Here is a 15,537-nt window from a genome sequence, read left to right on the forward strand (position 1 = left end):
AGGAAATGGCGACCCGTTATCCTGTTCCGATCACGCGGGCCATTGTTCTCGCGTCCCTTCTGCCGATGCTGTCGGCCTGCGGCTTCTTCGACTTCGAGGAGCGCGATCCCTGGCGCGAGCAGGCCGAGGCCGCCTGCTATGCCCGCAAGGAAGTCACGCCAAGCGCCGTCGCCGTCCCGATGAAGGAAATCGACGGCCCCGGCATCTGCGGCGTCCGCAAGCCCCTCAAGGTCAACGCCTCCCTCGGAGGAGCGGTCGAGATCACGCCGCCGGCGACCCTCGACTGCCCGATGACGGCCGCCATCGGCCGCTGGCTCGACACCGTCGTGCAGCCGGCGGCATGGGAACGTTACGGTGCCCCCGTCGTGTCGATCAAGAATGTGGCTTCCTACGGCTGCCGCACCCGCAACCACAAGCGCGGCGAGAAGCTGTCCGAACACGCCTTCGCCAACGCGCTCGACATCGCGGCCTTCACGCTGGCGAACGGCTATACGGTGACGGTGAAGTCCGGCTGGCGCGGGTCGGAGGCCGACCGCGCCTTCCTGCGGCAGGTCCACTATGGCGCCTGCGGGCCGTTCAAGACGGTGCTCGGTCCCGGCACTTCGGACGGCATGCACGAGGAACACTTCCACCTCGACCTTGCCAAGCACAACGCGAAATATTCGGCCTATTGCCGGCCGACCCCGGTCGAGCCGCCACCGGCCGAACCACGCATCTATCAGGCGTCACCAGGGTCCGTGCCGAACATGTCGACCGTTCCGGTGGCCTCGCTCGGTGCCCCTGCAACCGACCCCGTGCTCTCGAACAATCCGGAGGCTCCGCCGGATTTCTCCAGGACGGCCATCCAGCAACCGGTCTTTCGGCAGCCGAGCGACCAGCAACCGGCGACGACCGGTCGCCAGCAACCCCGGATGCAGCCGCAGACGGCCCCACAGCGCCAGACAATCGATCCGGCGGACGTCTATCATGGCCGCCAGAACGACGGATATGGCCAGCCCGTCTACCAGACGCAGCCGTCCTACCCGCCACCCCAGCCAGTCCCCCAGCCGGCGGCCGGCTACGGTACGGCTCCCCGGCCCGTTCCCTCACCCACCTTTGGCTTCGGCACGTCGCCCCTGCCGCCGGCCCCGGTGCCGTCAGGCCCGATCCCGCCGGCCAACATCGGCCCGCCGTCGCTGGTCTGGCAGCGCGGCCCGCAGGCCGCGATCATGGGCGACGTGACGGGATCGATCCGCTAACGGCAACGGCCCGGGCATGAAGGCCCGGGCCGCCGCAGATATCTCAGCCGGCAAGGACGACGGGGCTTATTCCGCCGCCTCGCTGCTGACGATCTTGTTCGGATCGTAGTTGAGGATCGGCGCCAGCCAGCGTTCGGTGTCCTCGACGCTCATGCCCTTGCGCGCCGCATAGTCCTCGACCTGATCGCGTTCGATCTTGCCGACCCCGAAATAGTGGCTCTCGGGATGCGAGAAGTAGAGTCCCGAGACGGCGGCGCCCGGCCACATGGCAAAGCTTTCCGTCAGCGTGATCCCGGCCGCCTTCTCCGCGTCGAGCAGATCGAAGAGCGTCCGCTTTTCCGTGTGGTCAGGCTGGGCGGGATACCCCGCCGCCGGCCGGATGCCGACATATTCCTCGGCGATCAGCCCCTGCGGCGTCAGATCCTCGTCAGGGATATACCCCCAGAATTCCTTGCGCACGCGCTCATGCATGCGCTCGGCGAAGGCTTCCGCCAGACGATCGGCCAGCGCCTGACTCAGGATCTTGGAATAGTCGTCGTTGGCCCGGGCAAAGCGCTCGGCGACGACATCCTCGCCAATGCCGGCCGTCACCGCGAAGCCGCCGATATAGTCGGCGATGCCCGTCTCCTTGGGCGCGACGAAGTCCGACAGCGCCATGTTCGGCCGCTTGCTGTCGCGGGCGATCTGCTGGCGCAGCGTATGCAGGCTGGCGAGCCGCTCGGTGCGGCTTTCGTCCTTGTAAAGCTCGATGTCGTCACCGACCGCGTTCGCCGGCCAGAAGCCGATCACGGCCTTGGCCGTCAGCCACTTCTCGTCGACCATCTGCTTGAGCATAGCCTGCGCGTCGTCGAACAGCGCGCGGGCCGCTTCGCCATAGACGTCGTCGGTGAGAATGCCCGGATAGGTGCCCTTCATCTCCCAGGTCGAGAAGAACGGCGTCCAGTCGATATAGGGCACCAGTTCGCCAAGATCGTAGGCCTCGAACGCCTTCGTTCCGAGGAAGGACGGCGTCTTCGGCGGCACCGAGAGATAGTCGTAGGTCGGCGCGTTGGCGCGCGCCGCCGCAAGCGGCAGCCGGCGCTTGTCCGCCTGCCCCCGTGCGTGCGCTTCGGCCAGGCGGGAGTATTCGGCCTGGATGTCGGCGATATAGCCGTCGCGCTTGCCGCCAAGCAGGTTGGAGACGACGCCCACGGCGCGGCTGGCGTCGGTCACGTAGATCGCCTGGCCCCGGCTGTAGTTCGGGTGGATCTTGACAGCCGTATGAATCCGGCTCGTCGTCGCCCCGCCGATCAGCAGCGGCACGTCGAAGTCCTGGCGCTCCATCTCCGCGGCAACGACGCACATCTCGTCGAGCGAGGGCGTGATCAGGCCCGACAGGCCGATGATATCCGCCCCTTCGGCGCGCGCCGTCTCCAGGATCTTCTGGGTCGGCACCATGACGCCGAGGTCGATGACCTCGTAGTTGTTGCACTGAAGCACGACACCGACGATGTTCTTGCCGATATCGTGGACGTCGCCCTTCACCGTCGCCATGACGATCTTGCCATTGGCCGGCTTGTCGACGAGGCCCATCTCCACCTTTTCCCTCTCCATGAAGGGCATCAGGTAGGCGACGGCCTGCTTCATCACACGGGCGGACTTGACCACCTGCGGCAGGAACATCTTGCCCGCGCCGAAGAGATCGCCGACGACGTTCATGCCGGCCATCAGCGGCCCCTCGATAACGTGGATCGGCCGCTCGGCCGTTGCGCGCACGGCCTCGGTGTCCTCGACGATATAGTCGGTGATGCCGGCGACCAGCGCATGCTCCAGCCGCTTTTCCACCGGCCACTCGCGCCAGGACAGATCGACGACCCGTTGCTTGGTGCCGTCGCCCTTGAAGCGCGGCGCTTCCTCCACCATCCGCTCGGTGGCGGTGAGGTCGCCCGACGCCGGCTTGCGGTTGAGGACGACGTCCTCGCAAAGCTCGCGCAGGTCCGGATTGATGTCATCGTAGACGGCCAGCTGGCCGGCGTTGACGATGCCGAAATCCATGCCCTTGGTGATCGCGTGGTAGAGGAAGACCGAGTGCATCGCCTCGCGCACCGGCTCGTTGCCTCGGAAGGAGAACGAGAGGTTCGAAACGCCACCCGAGACATGGGCGTAAGGCAGATGGTTGGTGATCCACCCCGTCGCCTCGATGAAGTCGACGCCGTAGTTGTCATGCTCCTCGATGCCGGTCGCGACCGCGAAGATGTTCGGATCGAAGATGATGTCTTCCGGCGGGTAGCCAAGCGTCCCGGTCAGGATGTCGTAGGACCGCTTGCAGATCTCGATCTTGCGGGCAAGCGTGTCCGCCTGGCCCTTCTCGTCGAAGGCCATGACGACGACCGCCGCACCGTAGCGGCGCACCAGCTTCGCATGATGGATGAAGGCCTCTTCGCCTTCCTTGAGCGAGATCGAGTTGACGATCGGCTTGCCCTGCACGCATTTCAGGCCCGCCTCGATGATCTCCCACTTGGAGCTGTCGAGCATCACGGGAACGCGGGCGATATCCGGCTCGGACGCGATGAGGTTGAGGAACTCGACCATCGCCGTCTGGCTGTCGAGCAGGCCCTCGTCCATGTTGATGTCGATGACCTGGGCGCCGCTTTCCACCTGCTGGCGGGCAACGTCGAGCGCGGTCGCGTAATCGGCCTCGCGGATCAGCTTGCGAAAGCGCGCCGAGCCGGTGACGTTGGTGCGCTCGCCGACGTTGACGAAGGGGATCTCCGGCGTCTTGACGAAGGGCTCCAGCCCCGCAAGACGCATGCGGCGATCGATCTCGGGCACCTTGCGCGGCGGAATGCCGGCGACCGCGTCGGCGATCGCCTTGATGTGGTCCGGCGTCGTGCCGCAGCAGCCGCCGAGCACGTTGACGAGGCCGGCGCGGGCGAACTCGCCGACGAGCTTGGCCATCGCCTCCGGGCTCTCGTCATATTCGCCGAACTCGTTCGGCAGACCCGCATTCGGATAGGCGCAAACGAAGGTGTCGGCCATGCGCGAGAGGTCGGCGACGTGCTGGCGCATTTCCTTGGCGCCGAGGGCGCAGTTGAGGCCGATGGTGAAGAGATCGGCGTGACGGACCGAGTACCAGAAGGCCTCCGCCGTCTGGCCCGACAGCGTGCGGCCGGACAGGTCGGTGATCGTGCCCGACACCATCACCGGCAGCTTGATCCCCTTTTCCTCGAACACCTCGTCGATGGCAAAAAGCGCCGCCTTGGCGTTGAGCGTGTCGAAGACGGTTTCGACGAGGAGCATGTCGGCGCCGCCGTCGATCAGGCCGCGCGCCGCCTCCGCATAGGCAATGCGCAGGTCGTCGAAGGACGTCGCGCGGAATCCCGGCCGGTTGACGTCCGGCGACAGCGAGGCCGTGCGGTTGGTCGGGCCAATCGCGCCGGCCACGAAACGCGGACGCGACGGATCGGCGGTCTCCGCCTCGACACAGGCGATCTTGGCGAGCCGGGCGCCTTCGAGGTTCAGCTCGTAGGCAAGCTCTTCCATGCCGTAGTCGGCCTGGGCGATCGTCGTCGACGAGAAGGTGTTGGTCTCGACGAGATCGGCGCCAGCGGCGAGATACTGCCGGTGAATATCGGTGATGATCTCCGGCTGGGTCAGCGAGAGAAGGTCGTTGTTGCCCTTCAGATCGCGGCCCCAGTCCTTGAACCGTTCGCCCCGGTAGCCGGCTTCGTCCAGCCGGTGGCGCTGGATCATGGTGCCCATCGCGCCATCGATCACGAGGATGCGCTGCTCGGCGAGAGCCTTCAGGCGGGCAAGCGTGTCGGAGGAAGGTGTCGTCATCGGATATCTTTCGCTTCGTCGCCGGCGCCAGCCGTTTCACGGCGGCGGATCATTCTGTCTGGGCAAGAAGACCCAATTCGCAAGATGGTATAGCGACTGGGGGCGGGACTTTCATCCCGTCCGCCGCCGCTTTTTCCTCAGGCGCTAGGCCGCCGCCGTTGCCTTGGCGACCTCTTCCGGCTTCGCGCGCAGGCCGAGGAGATGGCAGATGGCGAAGACGAGGTCGGCCCGGTTCATCGTGTAGAAGTGGAAATCCCGGAAGCCCCGGTCGACGAGGTCGAAGGCCTGCTCGGCCGCGACCGCCGCCGCAACGAGCTTGCGCGTCTCCACATCGTCCTCAAGGCCCTCGAAGCGCTTCACGATCCAGGCCGGAACGCTGGCGCCGGCGCGCCTGGCGAACTGCGCCGTCTGGGAGAAGTTCACCACCGGCACGAGACCCGGCACGATCGGAATGTCGATGCCCGCCTTGCGGACCCGCTCGACATAACGCTCGAAGACGTCGTTGTCGAAAAAGAACTGGGTGATCGCCCGCGTCGCGCCCGCATCAACCTTGCGCTTCAGAAGTTCGATGTCGGCAACGACATCCGGGCTTTCGGGATGCTTTTCCGGATAGGCCGAGACGCTGACCTCGAAATCTCCGATCTTGCGGATGCCTTCGATGAGCTCCGGCGTCGAGGCGTAGCCCTCCGGATGCGGCTGGTAGCGCTGGCCGACACCGTTCGCCGGGTCGCCGCGCAGGGCCACGATGTGGCGCACACCAATCATCCAGTAGTCGGAGATCACGTCGTCCACTTCCTCCCGCGAGGCGTCGACGCAGGTCAGATGCGCCGCCGGCTTCAGCGGGGTCTCGCGCAGCATGCGCGCCACCGTGTTGTGCGTCCGCTCGCGGGTCGATCCGCCGGCGCCATAAGTGACGGAGACGAAGCGCGGCGACAGCGGAGCAAGACGCTTGATCGACGCCCACAGCGTCTCCTCCATCTTCTCCGTCTTGGGCGGGAAGAATTCGAAGGAAACGCCGATGTCGAGGCCATCGTGGCTGCGGGTCGGGCTCATTGTTGTTGTCCTTGCTCGGTACGGATTCGTGTCGGATGAAAGGTTGAAATCGGAGCGGTCTCTGATGGGATCAGGCCATGAGTTGACGGCGGTCCCTGGCAAGCCAGAAGGTCACGGTCAGCGGCTGGGCATCGGCGCCCTCGCCGGAAAGGTCGCGAATCTCCACGACCTCCAGACCGGCGGCGACACACCAGTCGGCCACCTCCTCATGGGCAAAACCCAGCCGGCGATGGGCGTGGCTCTCGCGCAGCATCTCGATGTCGTGTGGCGCGAAATCGACGACCAGCAGGCGGCCGCCGGGTGCCAGCGTCCGCGCCGCTTCCCGGATCGCACGGGCCGGATCGTCGAGATAGTGCAGCACCTGGTGCACGAGGACGAGATCGAAACCGTTGGCCTGGACCTGCAGGTCATAGGCATCGCCGTGGCGCACCTGGACATGGTCGAGCCCGGCTTCCGACAGTCGGGCACGCGCGACGGAGAGCATGTCGTGGCTGGTGTCGACACCGACGGCACGGGCGGCGAGCGGCCCCAGAAGCTCCAGCATCCGGCCCGTGCCGGTGCCGATGTCGAGCAGAGCCTGGACGGGCTTGTCGCCAACGACGGCCCGCACGGTCGCCTCGACGGAGTCTTCCGGCGCATGCAGCGATCGCAGCCGATCCCAGTTCTCGGCCATGGCGCGGAAATAGCGCGCTGCGGCCTCCGCATGGGCTATCTTGACAGCCTCGTGGCGCTGCCGGTCACGGACAAGGACCGCGTCCTTGGAATCGAGGCAGTCCAGGATACTATGGGCGATGCGTCCGCCCTCTCCCTCGCGCGCGAGGCGGTAATAGACCCAGGCTCCCTCGGGGAAACGCGAAATCAGCCCGGCCTCCGACAGGAGTTTCAGATGCCGGGAAACGCGCGGCTGGCTCTGCGTCAGGATCTCGGTCAGATCCTTGACGGTGAGATCGCCGGAATCGAGCAGCGCCAGGATGCGCAAGCGCGTTGCCTCGCCGGCGGCCTTGAGACCGCCCAGCAACTTTGCCAGCGAAACTTCGGCATGGCCGGCCACCCGCGTGTCCATGACCCTTGCACCACCCTTTTTGAGGAATTTGATATAAAGATATCTTTATGCCTTTTCCGGAAGGATTGCAAGCGTCGGCCGCGCGCCATGCGCCAAAAGGTCGGGGAGGCGGACTGGCACTGAAGGGCTGGAACAAAAAAGCCGCCTCCAACGATGTGGAAGCGGCTTTGCGCTTTGGCCGGGCGGTGCCTTGAACGGCACCCGGAGCACTACGCGATCTGGCGGGTACTCAGGTAGAGTTCGACCCGCTCGCGGGCGGCGGCGGCGTCGAGATCGAGGAAGCGGTTGAGCGAGTCCGTCCGCATCTGGCTCGAAAGCCTGTTCTTCCAGGGGCCGACCTTCAGCATCGCCTGAACGGTTTGCAGGCGGAACCCGGCGGCCTTGGCGACCATGATGAAGGGCTCGGTGTCGATACGCACGAGCCAGTGCTTGGCTTCCTCCAGGCTCACCCCGGTCAGAACGGCGAAGCAGGCGACGGTCTCGGCAAACCGATCCTCCAGAGCAAGACGGCACATGAGCGGCTCGTTGACGCCCCTCTCCTGATCGAACTTGCGGATTTTCGCCCAGGCGATCTCGAAATCGTAGAGCCCCAGCCAGTAGCTGTTGGACATGCGTTCCTGGGCCACCTTCTTGGCGCTTGCCATGCGGCTCTGGTCCAGTGCGTGGCCGCTCTGGCGCAACGTGTTGCGGACTTCCTCGGTCGCCTTGTCGACAAGCTGCGCGATCACCGCATCCGGCGTATCCGTGCGTCCGCCGAGCGCGGAGGCCGTCACCACATCCGACTGCGCCTGCTCGATGAGGATATTGAGCGCATTCGCGCCGATCGTGGCACCGTGGTTCCCGGCGATCTTGGCGCGGATGCTCTTGTCGCCCCGCTCCACGGCCAGATCCGTCACTTCCTCCGACAGCACCGGCCGGGTGGAAATGGCATCGACGTGATCGCGTCCGAAATCCTTGATGATGTTGATGAGGTCGACATCCGTCAGCACCGGCGACTGTTGCAACACCGGCCTTGCGACCTCGATATCATCCCGGGCAAACCGCCGGATCGCTGTTTCGGGCGCGCGCCGCAGCGGTGCGATCTTCACCGCGGCGAAGGCCCTCGCCTCCATCTCGACCATGTCCGCCAGACGGGTCAGGACCTGATCGTAGATTTCGATCTGTTCCAGCGTGCAGCGCTCCGACGTCACGGCAAACAGGGACGCCACACTTTTCATAAGATCATTCCGCCGCGCGGACGATCCATCACTATCCAGGGCTCTGAAGTCGATGAGGTGGCTTTCAAACATGATCACTTGCCATTTATGACGGTCCAACTCACGCCGTTATAGAGGGCAAGTGTCGAGACAAAATAAAAAGTGGCGGTGCAATTTGCACAGTGTTTGATTAGAAATTTACGAAATGAGAAGACTTGCGGGAGCCTTCCACAACCCCGGTTCCGCAGGTTGCAACCGCCCAAGAAACAGACGATGAAAGCAGACAGAACGATGTCCGATGACCGCCCGTCCGGACCGACGCCCCCGCCCACGGTTCCGGACGAGGAAGTCGTCTTCATCGGGCGCATTTTCACGCCCTATCTCAGCCGCTCCGATTGCCCCCGCAACGTGCGGCAGGCGCGCGAAGCGGAAGGGCACGCCCTTCTCGAGATAGACCCTGTCTATCGCCCTGGTCTATATGGGCTTTCGAAGTTCTCCCACGTCATCGTCCTCTACTGGATGGACGAGGCCGAGCGCGACATCCTCGTGCAGTATCCAAGGCATGTGGACGGCCCCTGCGGTGTCTTCTCCATCCGCTCGCCCGCCCGGCCCAATCCGATCGCCATTTCTGTCGCCCGCATCCTGTCGCTCGACGAGGAGCAGGGACGCATCGAAGTGGAGCAGCTCGACTGTCGTTCCGGAACGCCTCTTCTCGACATCAAGCCCTACTTCCCATCGGTCGACTCGGCACCCGATGCAACGATAGGATGAAGTTAATCCATTTACTTTAGGTAGATTCACGTAAGTGGCGAGATTGCGGCGTCAGTGTGGCCGCCCCCGCCAAGCGGCCAACGTGAGCGGCAACCGGTTCGCCGGCGTTGTCAGGCGTACACCCACTGCTCCGGCAGCCTCGCCTCGAAGGCCGCGTTGGCCTCGACGACGCCGGCACGCTCGACCACGGCCACGACGCCGCGCAGCCTGCCCGCCGCCTTGACGAACAGGAGATCCAGCCCCTCGCGGTCCGGATATTCGTTGGCGATCTCGCGACCGGCGAAACGGCAGGGCGCGTTCTGTCCCATCACCAGGATGACGGCGCCGCTCTCGAAGAAGAGGCGCGTTCCGACGGGCAGGAAGGTGAAGTGCGGGATGCCCGCGACGACGGCGTTGGCGCCGATCCAGCTCGCGTCCAGTCGCGGCAGGTCCATGGCCTGCCTGACCGCATCGAGTTCCTCGGTCGAGATGAGGGTCAGCTGGCGCCAGTTGCCCATCGCGCTGCCGCGCGGATACCAGGGTTCGCGCGCGCCGGCATCACGAGTGTGGCCCGTGTGCTTGTCGCCAACCGCGCCGGCGAAATCGAGTTCCAGCCAATCGACCGGGCGGCTGCGCAGGCCCTCCCCGTCGCCAAGACCCAGCCACCGAATATGACCTTTCAGCCGCGTCGCCGGAACGATTTCGGGGCGGGGAAAAACATCCTGCATCATCTGGTCATTCATCGAAGGCTCTCCTGGGAATCGGTGGCTGCCGGAGTGGTAGCATGGCCGGTGGATCGGGCGGCATCAAATCCCGCCAACGGCCGGATCGCCGGCCGCCTGTCTCCTTTGGCGCACCGCTGGCGCCATATGCCGTTGCGACAGACCAAAACCCGCGATTCCATGGCTTCGCCTGCAATGGAATGCCCGACAATTGCGCCAGGATTCCGGGAAAGGGTCTCGATGGTTGAACAATCCGTCAAGCCTTTGGCGGCTTGAAAGAGCCGCTCGTTTCAGCACATGCATGACATTCACTGCAGGCTGCCCTGAGGGCTGCCTCCCTTTGCCCGCATGCTGCCGTCCTCGCTCGGAGAAATCCCTTGGCGCTCACCAACACCCGCGACCGCTACGGGCTCGCCGCCCAGGTCTTTCACTGGCTCATCGCCATCCTGATTCTCACGCTCCTCGTCGTGGGCTTCGTCATGACCCGGCTGCCGCAGGCAACGGACGCCGACATCGGCCTCAAGGTCTTCGTCTACAGCCTGCACAAGACCATCGGCGTGACCGTGCTTTTGCTGGCAGTCCTGCGCATCCTCTGGGCCCTGACCCAGAAACGGCCGGACCCGCTTCATCCCGACCGCCGCATCGAGACCTTCCTCGCCGAGACGGTCCACTGGTCGCTCTATGTCGCCATCCTCGTGGCGCCCCTCTCGGGTCTCGTCGACCATGCCGCGACAACCGGCTTCGCGCCGATCTGGTGGCCCTTCGGCCAGTCCCTGCCCTTCGTGCCAAAGAGCCCGGCGCTCGCCGCCCTCGCCGGCTGGCTGCATTTCGGCATGGCCTGGCTTCTGGTCGTCTCCGTCGGTCTGCACGTTGCCGGCGCGCTCAAGCACGCCGTCATCGACCGCGACGGCACGCTGGCCCGCATGGTACCCGGAAAGGCCCACCGGGTGGAGGTGCCGCCCGCGTCCGCAACCCATTCCCTGAGGGGCGCCGTCAGCGCGGCCGCAGCCGTCTACATCGTCATGCTCGGCAGCGTCTTCGCCTATGCAACCATCCTGGCGCCGAAGGCCGCCTCCCCTGAGACGGCAACCGTTGCCGCCGCCCCGGCCGAGACCGGCACGACGGACGCCTCGGCACCCACGGTCGCATCGCCGGCCGAGAGCGAATGGGCCGTTGATCACGACAAGAGCAGCCTCAAGATCACGATTTCGCAGATGGGCTCGCCCGTCGAGGGCGAATTCGCCAGATGGAACGCCGGCATCACCTTCGATCCCGATGCGCTGGACAAAGCCCACGTGACCGTGACCATCGACGTTGCGAGCCTGACGGTCGGTTCCGTGTCCGATCAGGCGAGAAGCGCCGACTTCCTCGATGCCTCGGCCTATCCGACCGCTATCTTCGAGGCCTCCGCGTTCAAGAAGACCGGAGACACCTCCTATGAGGGTCAGGGAACGCTGACGCTGAAGGGCAAGACGATCCCGGTCACCCTCGCCTTCGATCTGGTCATCGACGGCGATCAGGCAGAGATGACCGGCAAGACGACGCTGAACCGCATGGACTTCGGCGTCGGCGACCCCGGCTTTGCCGACGAAGGGTCGGTCAAGTTCGCGGTCGAGGTCGCCCCCCATGTCGTGGCCCGCCGCGCCGTCGACTGACCTCGGCCCTGCCCTGCGAATATGAAAACGGCTGCCGGGATGACGATCCATCCCGGCAGCCGTTCTTGTCTCTGTCTGGTGCGGACGGTTACTTCGGCAGGATCTCGTAGGTCACCTGCACGTCGACGCGAAGGTCCGTCTCGCCTGCGGCCAGCGGCACGCTGTCCATTTCCGCCCGCATCGCCATCGTCTTCATCGCGTAGGGACGCGGCGGAGAGACCATGTTCTCGCTCATGTCGAGGATCCGGCCGACCGAGAAGCCACCGGCCTCGGCATAAAGATCCGCGCGGCGCTTCGCCTCCTTGAGCGCCTTCTGCCGGGCTTCATCCATCAACGCGCTGTCGTCGGCGACCTCGAAGGAAATGCCCTCGATGTTGTTGGCCCCGACCTTGACGACCTTGTCGAGCAGCGGCCCGGCGGTTTCGAGATTGCTGATCGTGACCGTCACCCGGTTCATGACCTGGTAGCCGGTGATCCTCGGGCCTTGCGACGGAGCGTCGCTCGGCTTGTCGTAGGGCGCATAGACCGGCTGCAGCGAGAAATTGGAGGTCTGGATGTCCCGCTCCGGCAGGCCCGCATCCTTGAGAGCGGCCATCAGCGCCGCCATGCTCTTGTTGTTGCCGGCAAGCGCCGCCTCCGCGGTCTCTCCCTCGGTGACGACGCCGGTCGTCACGACAGCCGTGTCCGGCGGCGCCGAAACGACGCCTTCGGCCGAAAGGCTCAGCGTCGAAAGACGCGGCGCCTCTTCCGCGCGTGCGGCTCCGCTGGCCGCGAAAGTGGATGCCGCGGTCAGTCCGACCAGCAGCAGAAGAATTCGGTTCACGCGCATCTGGCTCCCTCAGTCTGTTTCGCCGGGTTCGGGCAACGTCTGCAGCCTGTCGTTGATTCGGCCGGTTCGCCCCGCTCTTGCATGATTTCGTCCCGCGATATCAAACCATTTCCGCTCATTGAGGCTGGATTGCGGCCCCGTCCGCGAATCTGGTGCCGGCTCGCAACCTGTCGTTAAGCCTGCCGGAAGAACCTTGTCCGAACCTAAGCCGGAGTTTACCGCCCCCGTGCCATGACATCTGCGCGTTTTCACAGAATTCGGAAGACCGTCATGTCAGATACGAGTGCCCCGACCGGGCCGAAGTGGACCTCCGAGATCGGACTGGGATTTGCCGAGACCTTCCGCAAGCTCGGCTTCAAGGCGGTTGTGCCGAGTGCGGACAATCTGGAACCCGCTCCCATTCCGCCGGAATGGATCGTCGACGGAGCCCCGGTCGCCCGGATGACCGTTCTCGCCGAAAGCGCGGACGGCGGCGTGACGACCACGCTCTGGGACTGCACGGCCGGAACCTTCCGCTGGCATTTCACCTGGGAGGAAACGGTTCACATCGTCGAGGGCGAAGTGATCGTGACGGATCTTTCAGGCAGGACACGCCGTCTCGTCGCCGGCGACGTCGGCTATTTTCCCGGCGGAACCTGGGCGCTCTGGCACGTGCCGGAGCATGTCCGCAAGATCGCCTTTTGCCGTCAGCCCGCCCCGCGCATCGCGATCAAGGCCCTGAGGCTCTTTTCTGGGCTGCTCACTCGCTTGACCCGCCCGCATGGCTCGGGCTTTTCCAAGGCGCCCGGCCTGCCGGACTGACACGGACAACGGCCCGCCAGCCGGGTCCGGGTTCCTCGCCGACTTTTGGCCTTGCCGCCAATACGATGTCGGGTTAACTGATCGATGTCTGGCTGAACGCTGGCGTTGCACCCTGGGTCCTGCCCGGGAGCGGCAATCCCGGCCTTTGGCGCGGCTTCCGGCGCGCTCGTGCCTTTGCCCGCCAAGGACAGACCGGGCCCGTAGCTCAATGGTTAGAGCCGGCGGCTCATAACCGCTTGGTTGGGGGTTCGAGTCCCTCCGGGCCTACCACTTCCTCCCTAAGTGTCGGAAGAATGGCGAATAATCATAAAAACAATAGCTTAAAGCGCCGGTCTTCTACACAAGCCTTCTACACAAGAGGGCGAAATGAGGGGGAAGGCGACGTGGCCAGACCACCATGGCGAAACTCGGCGGCTGGCCTAAAGGGGCGGTGGTCTTTGGAAAAGCCAGCGGGTCGGTCGAGCCGCCGGGCGATCGGCAATCGGTCAGACCGTCGATGGGCGATGACCTAGAAATGCGCTGGAGCCGGCTCACCGGACACCAAGGCTTGGCAGCCGGCGGTCCAGCAGTTTTTGCCACTGTGAGCTTGTGATTTGTCATGATTCCCGCCGGGCGCGATATCTCCGGACGGGGCGCAGTACGCCCGGGCAGGCGTCCGGTCCGGCATGAGCGTGTTGGCATACGCGCCGGCCGCCACCCCCGCAAACATAGCCTGCACAACGAGCAGATAGGCGGCGAGAATCGCGACCCATGATCTGCTGCGCGGATTGGCTGAATGCGACACGCGATCTCTCCTACCGCCACCCATAGCGGTGGCACGGGCATTGAAAAAGCAGCATAGCGCCACGTTGATGACGCCGAGAAGGTTGAGTTCAACAACTCGGCGGCAACAATAGCGGCGGTGACAAATTTTGCCGGCTATCGATTTGGACTACGCCAAGTGTAGATCGTTCAGTCCCTTGCGCAACAGGTCCTGGTGATTGGCCGACCCGTCGACGGGCAGAAGAGTCCGCTTGGCAATCATCCAGCGGCCATCATGCCGTTCGAGTTCCCAGCGGTTCACGACGGCGCGGTGAATCCGGTATCCCGTCGAGACACCGTGATTTGGCAACTCGCGCGGCTCGCCCTCATGGTCCAGATGAACAATCATGAGATAGGATGTCACTGTAGCGACGTCGCCCCGCAGATCGATAAGCGGCAGGCCGGCAAAATGAGCGAGCCCGCCGCGAATAGCGTCGTCGTGCTCTGGTCTTTGTATGAACGCGGCAATGTCCCTGGCGCCTTTCGCACCGTCGAGCGTCGGTCCGCGGTCGAAAACGCCATCTTCGCGGTAGACCGACAAAGTATAGTTCGCATGCCCCGTATCCGCGCTTGGCGGATGAGATGCGATAAGCTCGTAGATTGCGAGCTTGTCTTCGATCGTACGCAGCCTGGTTTCAAGATCGGGCAAGTTGGGCGAGTTCATGATTGGTCTTTCCTCTTCTCGTTTATCGCTGAAGGTGTGGGCTGGCGATGCGGCTGGCCGCCATCGCCGAGCCTGAGGGATGTGCCATTCGGGTCCGTCCCGAACGCCGCGCGAGGGGCGGCCAAGCCGGCGACCTCACGATAATGGCGACTGAATGCGAGTGAACTGGTGGAATCAGGGTGACGTGTCTGGTTGTCTCCTTGACAGGCATCCTACTAGAAGGTAGGTAGCATGCATGAGCAATTTGACAAATACCTCCGACGACATTCTGCGTTGCGCCCGCTCGCTCATCGTCGCCGGCGGATACAACGGCTTCAGCTATGCCGACATCTCCGAAGTGGTCGGGATCCGCAAGGCGAGTATCCACCATCATTTCCCAAGCAAGGTCGATCTCGTCCGCACCCTCGTGCGACGGTATCGCGAAGACGCTGAGGCGGGGCTCGCCGAGTTGGAACGGCACACGCCGGAGCCGGCTGATCAACTGCGCGCCTACACAGGTTTCTGGGCGGCGTGCATTGCCGATGGAACAAGAACTTTTTGCGTGTGCGCCTTGCTTGCCAGCGAAATGCCGGTGCTGCCGCCAGACGTCGCGACGGAAGTCAAAGCTTATTTCCGCATGTTTTCGGCCTGGCTGACTTCCGTGATGGAGAAAGGTGCAGAACAGGGGACCCTCGTTCTGTCCGGTACTGCCCGATCCGAGGCAGAGGGGTTCATGGCAACGGTGCACGGCGCCATGCTCTCGGCGCGGGCCTATGATGATCCCGCGGTATTCGCCACCATCACCCAGCCCCTGATCGAAAGGCTCATCGCAGTTCGGCAGTGACGGAGAGGCCGGAGACCTCGGTTCGCCCGCCAGCGCCAATTATCTAATCGGTCGCTGCGCGGCAGCTTCTTCTTCACTCGGCTTCTGCGGGCACCTGGCGCACCGCGTTGGCCGTCTAACTCG

The 15,537-nt window shown here is 64.5% G+C and carries 12 protein-coding genes and 1 tRNA gene; 6 read left to right on the forward strand and 7 right to left on the reverse strand.

The genetic code is table 11. The annotated features are described in order from the left end of the window. The first annotated feature begins 5 nt into the window (after positions 1–5). Complete coding sequence (locus HDIA_RS21030; protein WP_099557930.1) at positions 6–1,238, forward strand: extensin-like domain-containing protein; 1,233 nt, start codon at positions 6–8, stop codon at positions 1,236–1,238. Between the two features lie 66 nt (positions 1,239–1,304). On the opposite strand, the gene metH is transcribed toward HDIA_RS21030, so the two are convergent. The 4 genes from metH to HDIA_RS21050 form a co-directional block, all read right to left on the reverse strand. After that, positions 1,305–5,057 carry a methionine synthase gene (metH, locus tag HDIA_RS21035; protein ID WP_099557931.1) on the reverse strand — a complete coding sequence of 1,251 codons (3,753 nt, stop codon included), beginning with the start codon at positions 5,055–5,057 and terminating at the stop codon, positions 1,305–1,307. 144 nt (positions 5,058–5,201) lie between these two features. Then, complete coding sequence (metF, locus tag HDIA_RS21040; protein ID WP_099557932.1) at positions 5,202–6,110, reverse strand: methylenetetrahydrofolate reductase [NAD(P)H]; 909 nt, start codon at positions 6,108–6,110, stop codon at positions 5,202–5,204. Between the two features lie 70 nt (positions 6,111–6,180). Then, a complete protein-coding gene (locus HDIA_RS21045; RefSeq protein ID WP_173796273.1) occupies positions 6,181–7,173 on the reverse strand; it encodes an ArsR/SmtB family transcription factor in 993 nt (330 codons plus the stop codon). A gap of 209 nt (positions 7,174–7,382) precedes the next feature. Continuing rightward, entirely contained in the window at positions 7,383–8,390 is a 1,008-nt protein-coding gene (locus HDIA_RS21050; RefSeq protein WP_157775763.1) for a DUF2336 domain-containing protein, read from the reverse strand. 252 nt (positions 8,391–8,642) lie between these two features. Here HDIA_RS21050 and tsaA point away from each other — a divergent pair, with 252 nt between their 5' ends. Further along, positions 8,643–9,140 carry a tRNA (N6-threonylcarbamoyladenosine(37)-N6)-methyltransferase TrmO gene (gene tsaA / locus HDIA_RS21055; RefSeq protein ID WP_245884013.1) on the forward strand — a complete coding sequence of 166 codons (498 nt, stop codon included), beginning with the start codon at positions 8,643–8,645 and terminating at the stop codon, positions 9,138–9,140. A gap of 110 nt (positions 9,141–9,250) precedes the next feature. Here the strand turns inward: tsaA and HDIA_RS21060 are convergent, their stop codons facing one another. Continuing rightward, complete coding sequence (locus tag HDIA_RS21060) at positions 9,251–9,862, reverse strand: MOSC domain-containing protein (protein WP_245884015.1); 612 nt, start codon at positions 9,860–9,862, stop codon at positions 9,251–9,253. 356 nt (positions 9,863–10,218) lie between these two features. Here HDIA_RS21060 and HDIA_RS21065 point away from each other — a divergent pair, with 356 nt between their 5' ends. Beyond that, positions 10,219–11,496, forward strand: a complete 1,278-nt coding sequence (locus HDIA_RS21065; RefSeq protein ID WP_099557935.1) for a cytochrome b/b6 domain-containing protein — start codon at positions 10,219–10,221, stop codon at positions 11,494–11,496. An 88-nt stretch (positions 11,497–11,584) separates the two neighbouring features. On the opposite strand, the gene HDIA_RS21070 is transcribed toward HDIA_RS21065, so the two are convergent. Further along, on the reverse strand, positions 11,585–12,319 hold the full coding sequence (locus tag HDIA_RS21070) for an SIMPL domain-containing protein (protein WP_157775764.1): 735 nt from the start codon (positions 12,317–12,319) through the stop codon (positions 11,585–11,587). Positions 12,320–12,595: 276 nt separating this feature from the next. Here HDIA_RS21070 and HDIA_RS21075 point away from each other — a divergent pair, with 276 nt between their 5' ends. Together HDIA_RS21075 and HDIA_RS21080 are read left to right on the forward strand one after the other, a co-directional pair. Continuing rightward, a complete protein-coding gene (locus HDIA_RS21075; protein ID WP_099557937.1) occupies positions 12,596–13,126 on the forward strand; it encodes a cupin domain-containing protein in 531 nt (176 codons plus the stop codon). 194 nt (positions 13,127–13,320) lie between these two features. Beyond that, positions 13,321–13,396, forward strand: a tRNA-Ile gene (locus HDIA_RS21080). A gap of 661 nt (positions 13,397–14,057) precedes the next feature. Here the strand turns inward: HDIA_RS21080 and HDIA_RS21085 are convergent. After that, positions 14,058–14,591, reverse strand: coding sequence for a nuclear transport factor 2 family protein (locus HDIA_RS21085; RefSeq protein ID WP_099557938.1), 534 nt, complete (start codon positions 14,589–14,591; stop codon positions 14,058–14,060). A 235-nt stretch (positions 14,592–14,826) separates the two neighbouring features. On the opposite strand from HDIA_RS21085, the gene HDIA_RS21090 reads away from it, so the two are divergent. Continuing rightward, on the forward strand, positions 14,827–15,414 hold the full coding sequence (locus HDIA_RS21090) for a TetR/AcrR family transcriptional regulator (protein ID WP_099557939.1): 588 nt from the start codon (positions 14,827–14,829) through the stop codon (positions 15,412–15,414). Positions 15,415–15,537: the final 123 nt, after the last annotated feature.

This window comes from Hartmannibacter diazotrophicus (assembly GCF_900231165.1).
Taxonomy (GTDB): domain Bacteria; phylum Pseudomonadota; class Alphaproteobacteria; order Rhizobiales; family Pleomorphomonadaceae; genus Hartmannibacter; species Hartmannibacter diazotrophicus.

Excerpts from the sequence above, each read along its gene's own strand:
- HDIA_RS21075 (WP_099557937.1), top strand. The coding sequence starts at position 12,596 with ATGTCAGATACGAGTGCCCCGACCGGGCCGAAGTGGACCTCCGAGATC.
- HDIA_RS21090 (WP_099557939.1), top strand. The coding sequence starts at position 14,827 with ATGAGCAATTTGACAAATACCTCCGACGACATTCTGCGTTGCGCCCGC.
- metF (WP_099557932.1), bottom strand. The coding sequence starts at position 6,110 with ATGAGCCCGACCCGCAGCCACGATGGCCTCGACATCGGCGTTTCCTTC.
- HDIA_RS21060 (WP_245884015.1), bottom strand. The coding sequence starts at position 9,862 with ATGAATGACCAGATGATGCAGGATGTTTTTCCCCGCCCCGAAATCGTT.
- HDIA_RS21030 (WP_099557930.1), top strand. The coding sequence starts at position 6 with ATGGCGACCCGTTATCCTGTTCCGATCACGCGGGCCATTGTTCTCGCG.
- HDIA_RS21050 (WP_157775763.1), bottom strand. The coding sequence starts at position 8,390 with ATGAAAAGTGTGGCGTCCCTGTTTGCCGTGACGTCGGAGCGCTGCACG.
- HDIA_RS21085 (WP_099557938.1), bottom strand. The coding sequence starts at position 14,591 with ATGAACTCGCCCAACTTGCCCGATCTTGAAACCAGGCTGCGTACGATC.
- metH (WP_099557931.1), bottom strand. The coding sequence starts at position 5,057 with ATGACGACACCTTCCTCCGACACGCTTGCCCGCCTGAAGGCTCTCGCC.
- tsaA (WP_245884013.1), top strand. The coding sequence starts at position 8,643 with ATGAAAGCAGACAGAACGATGTCCGATGACCGCCCGTCCGGACCGACG.
- HDIA_RS21045 (WP_173796273.1), bottom strand. The coding sequence starts at position 7,173 with ATGGACACGCGGGTGGCCGGCCATGCCGAAGTTTCGCTGGCAAAGTTG.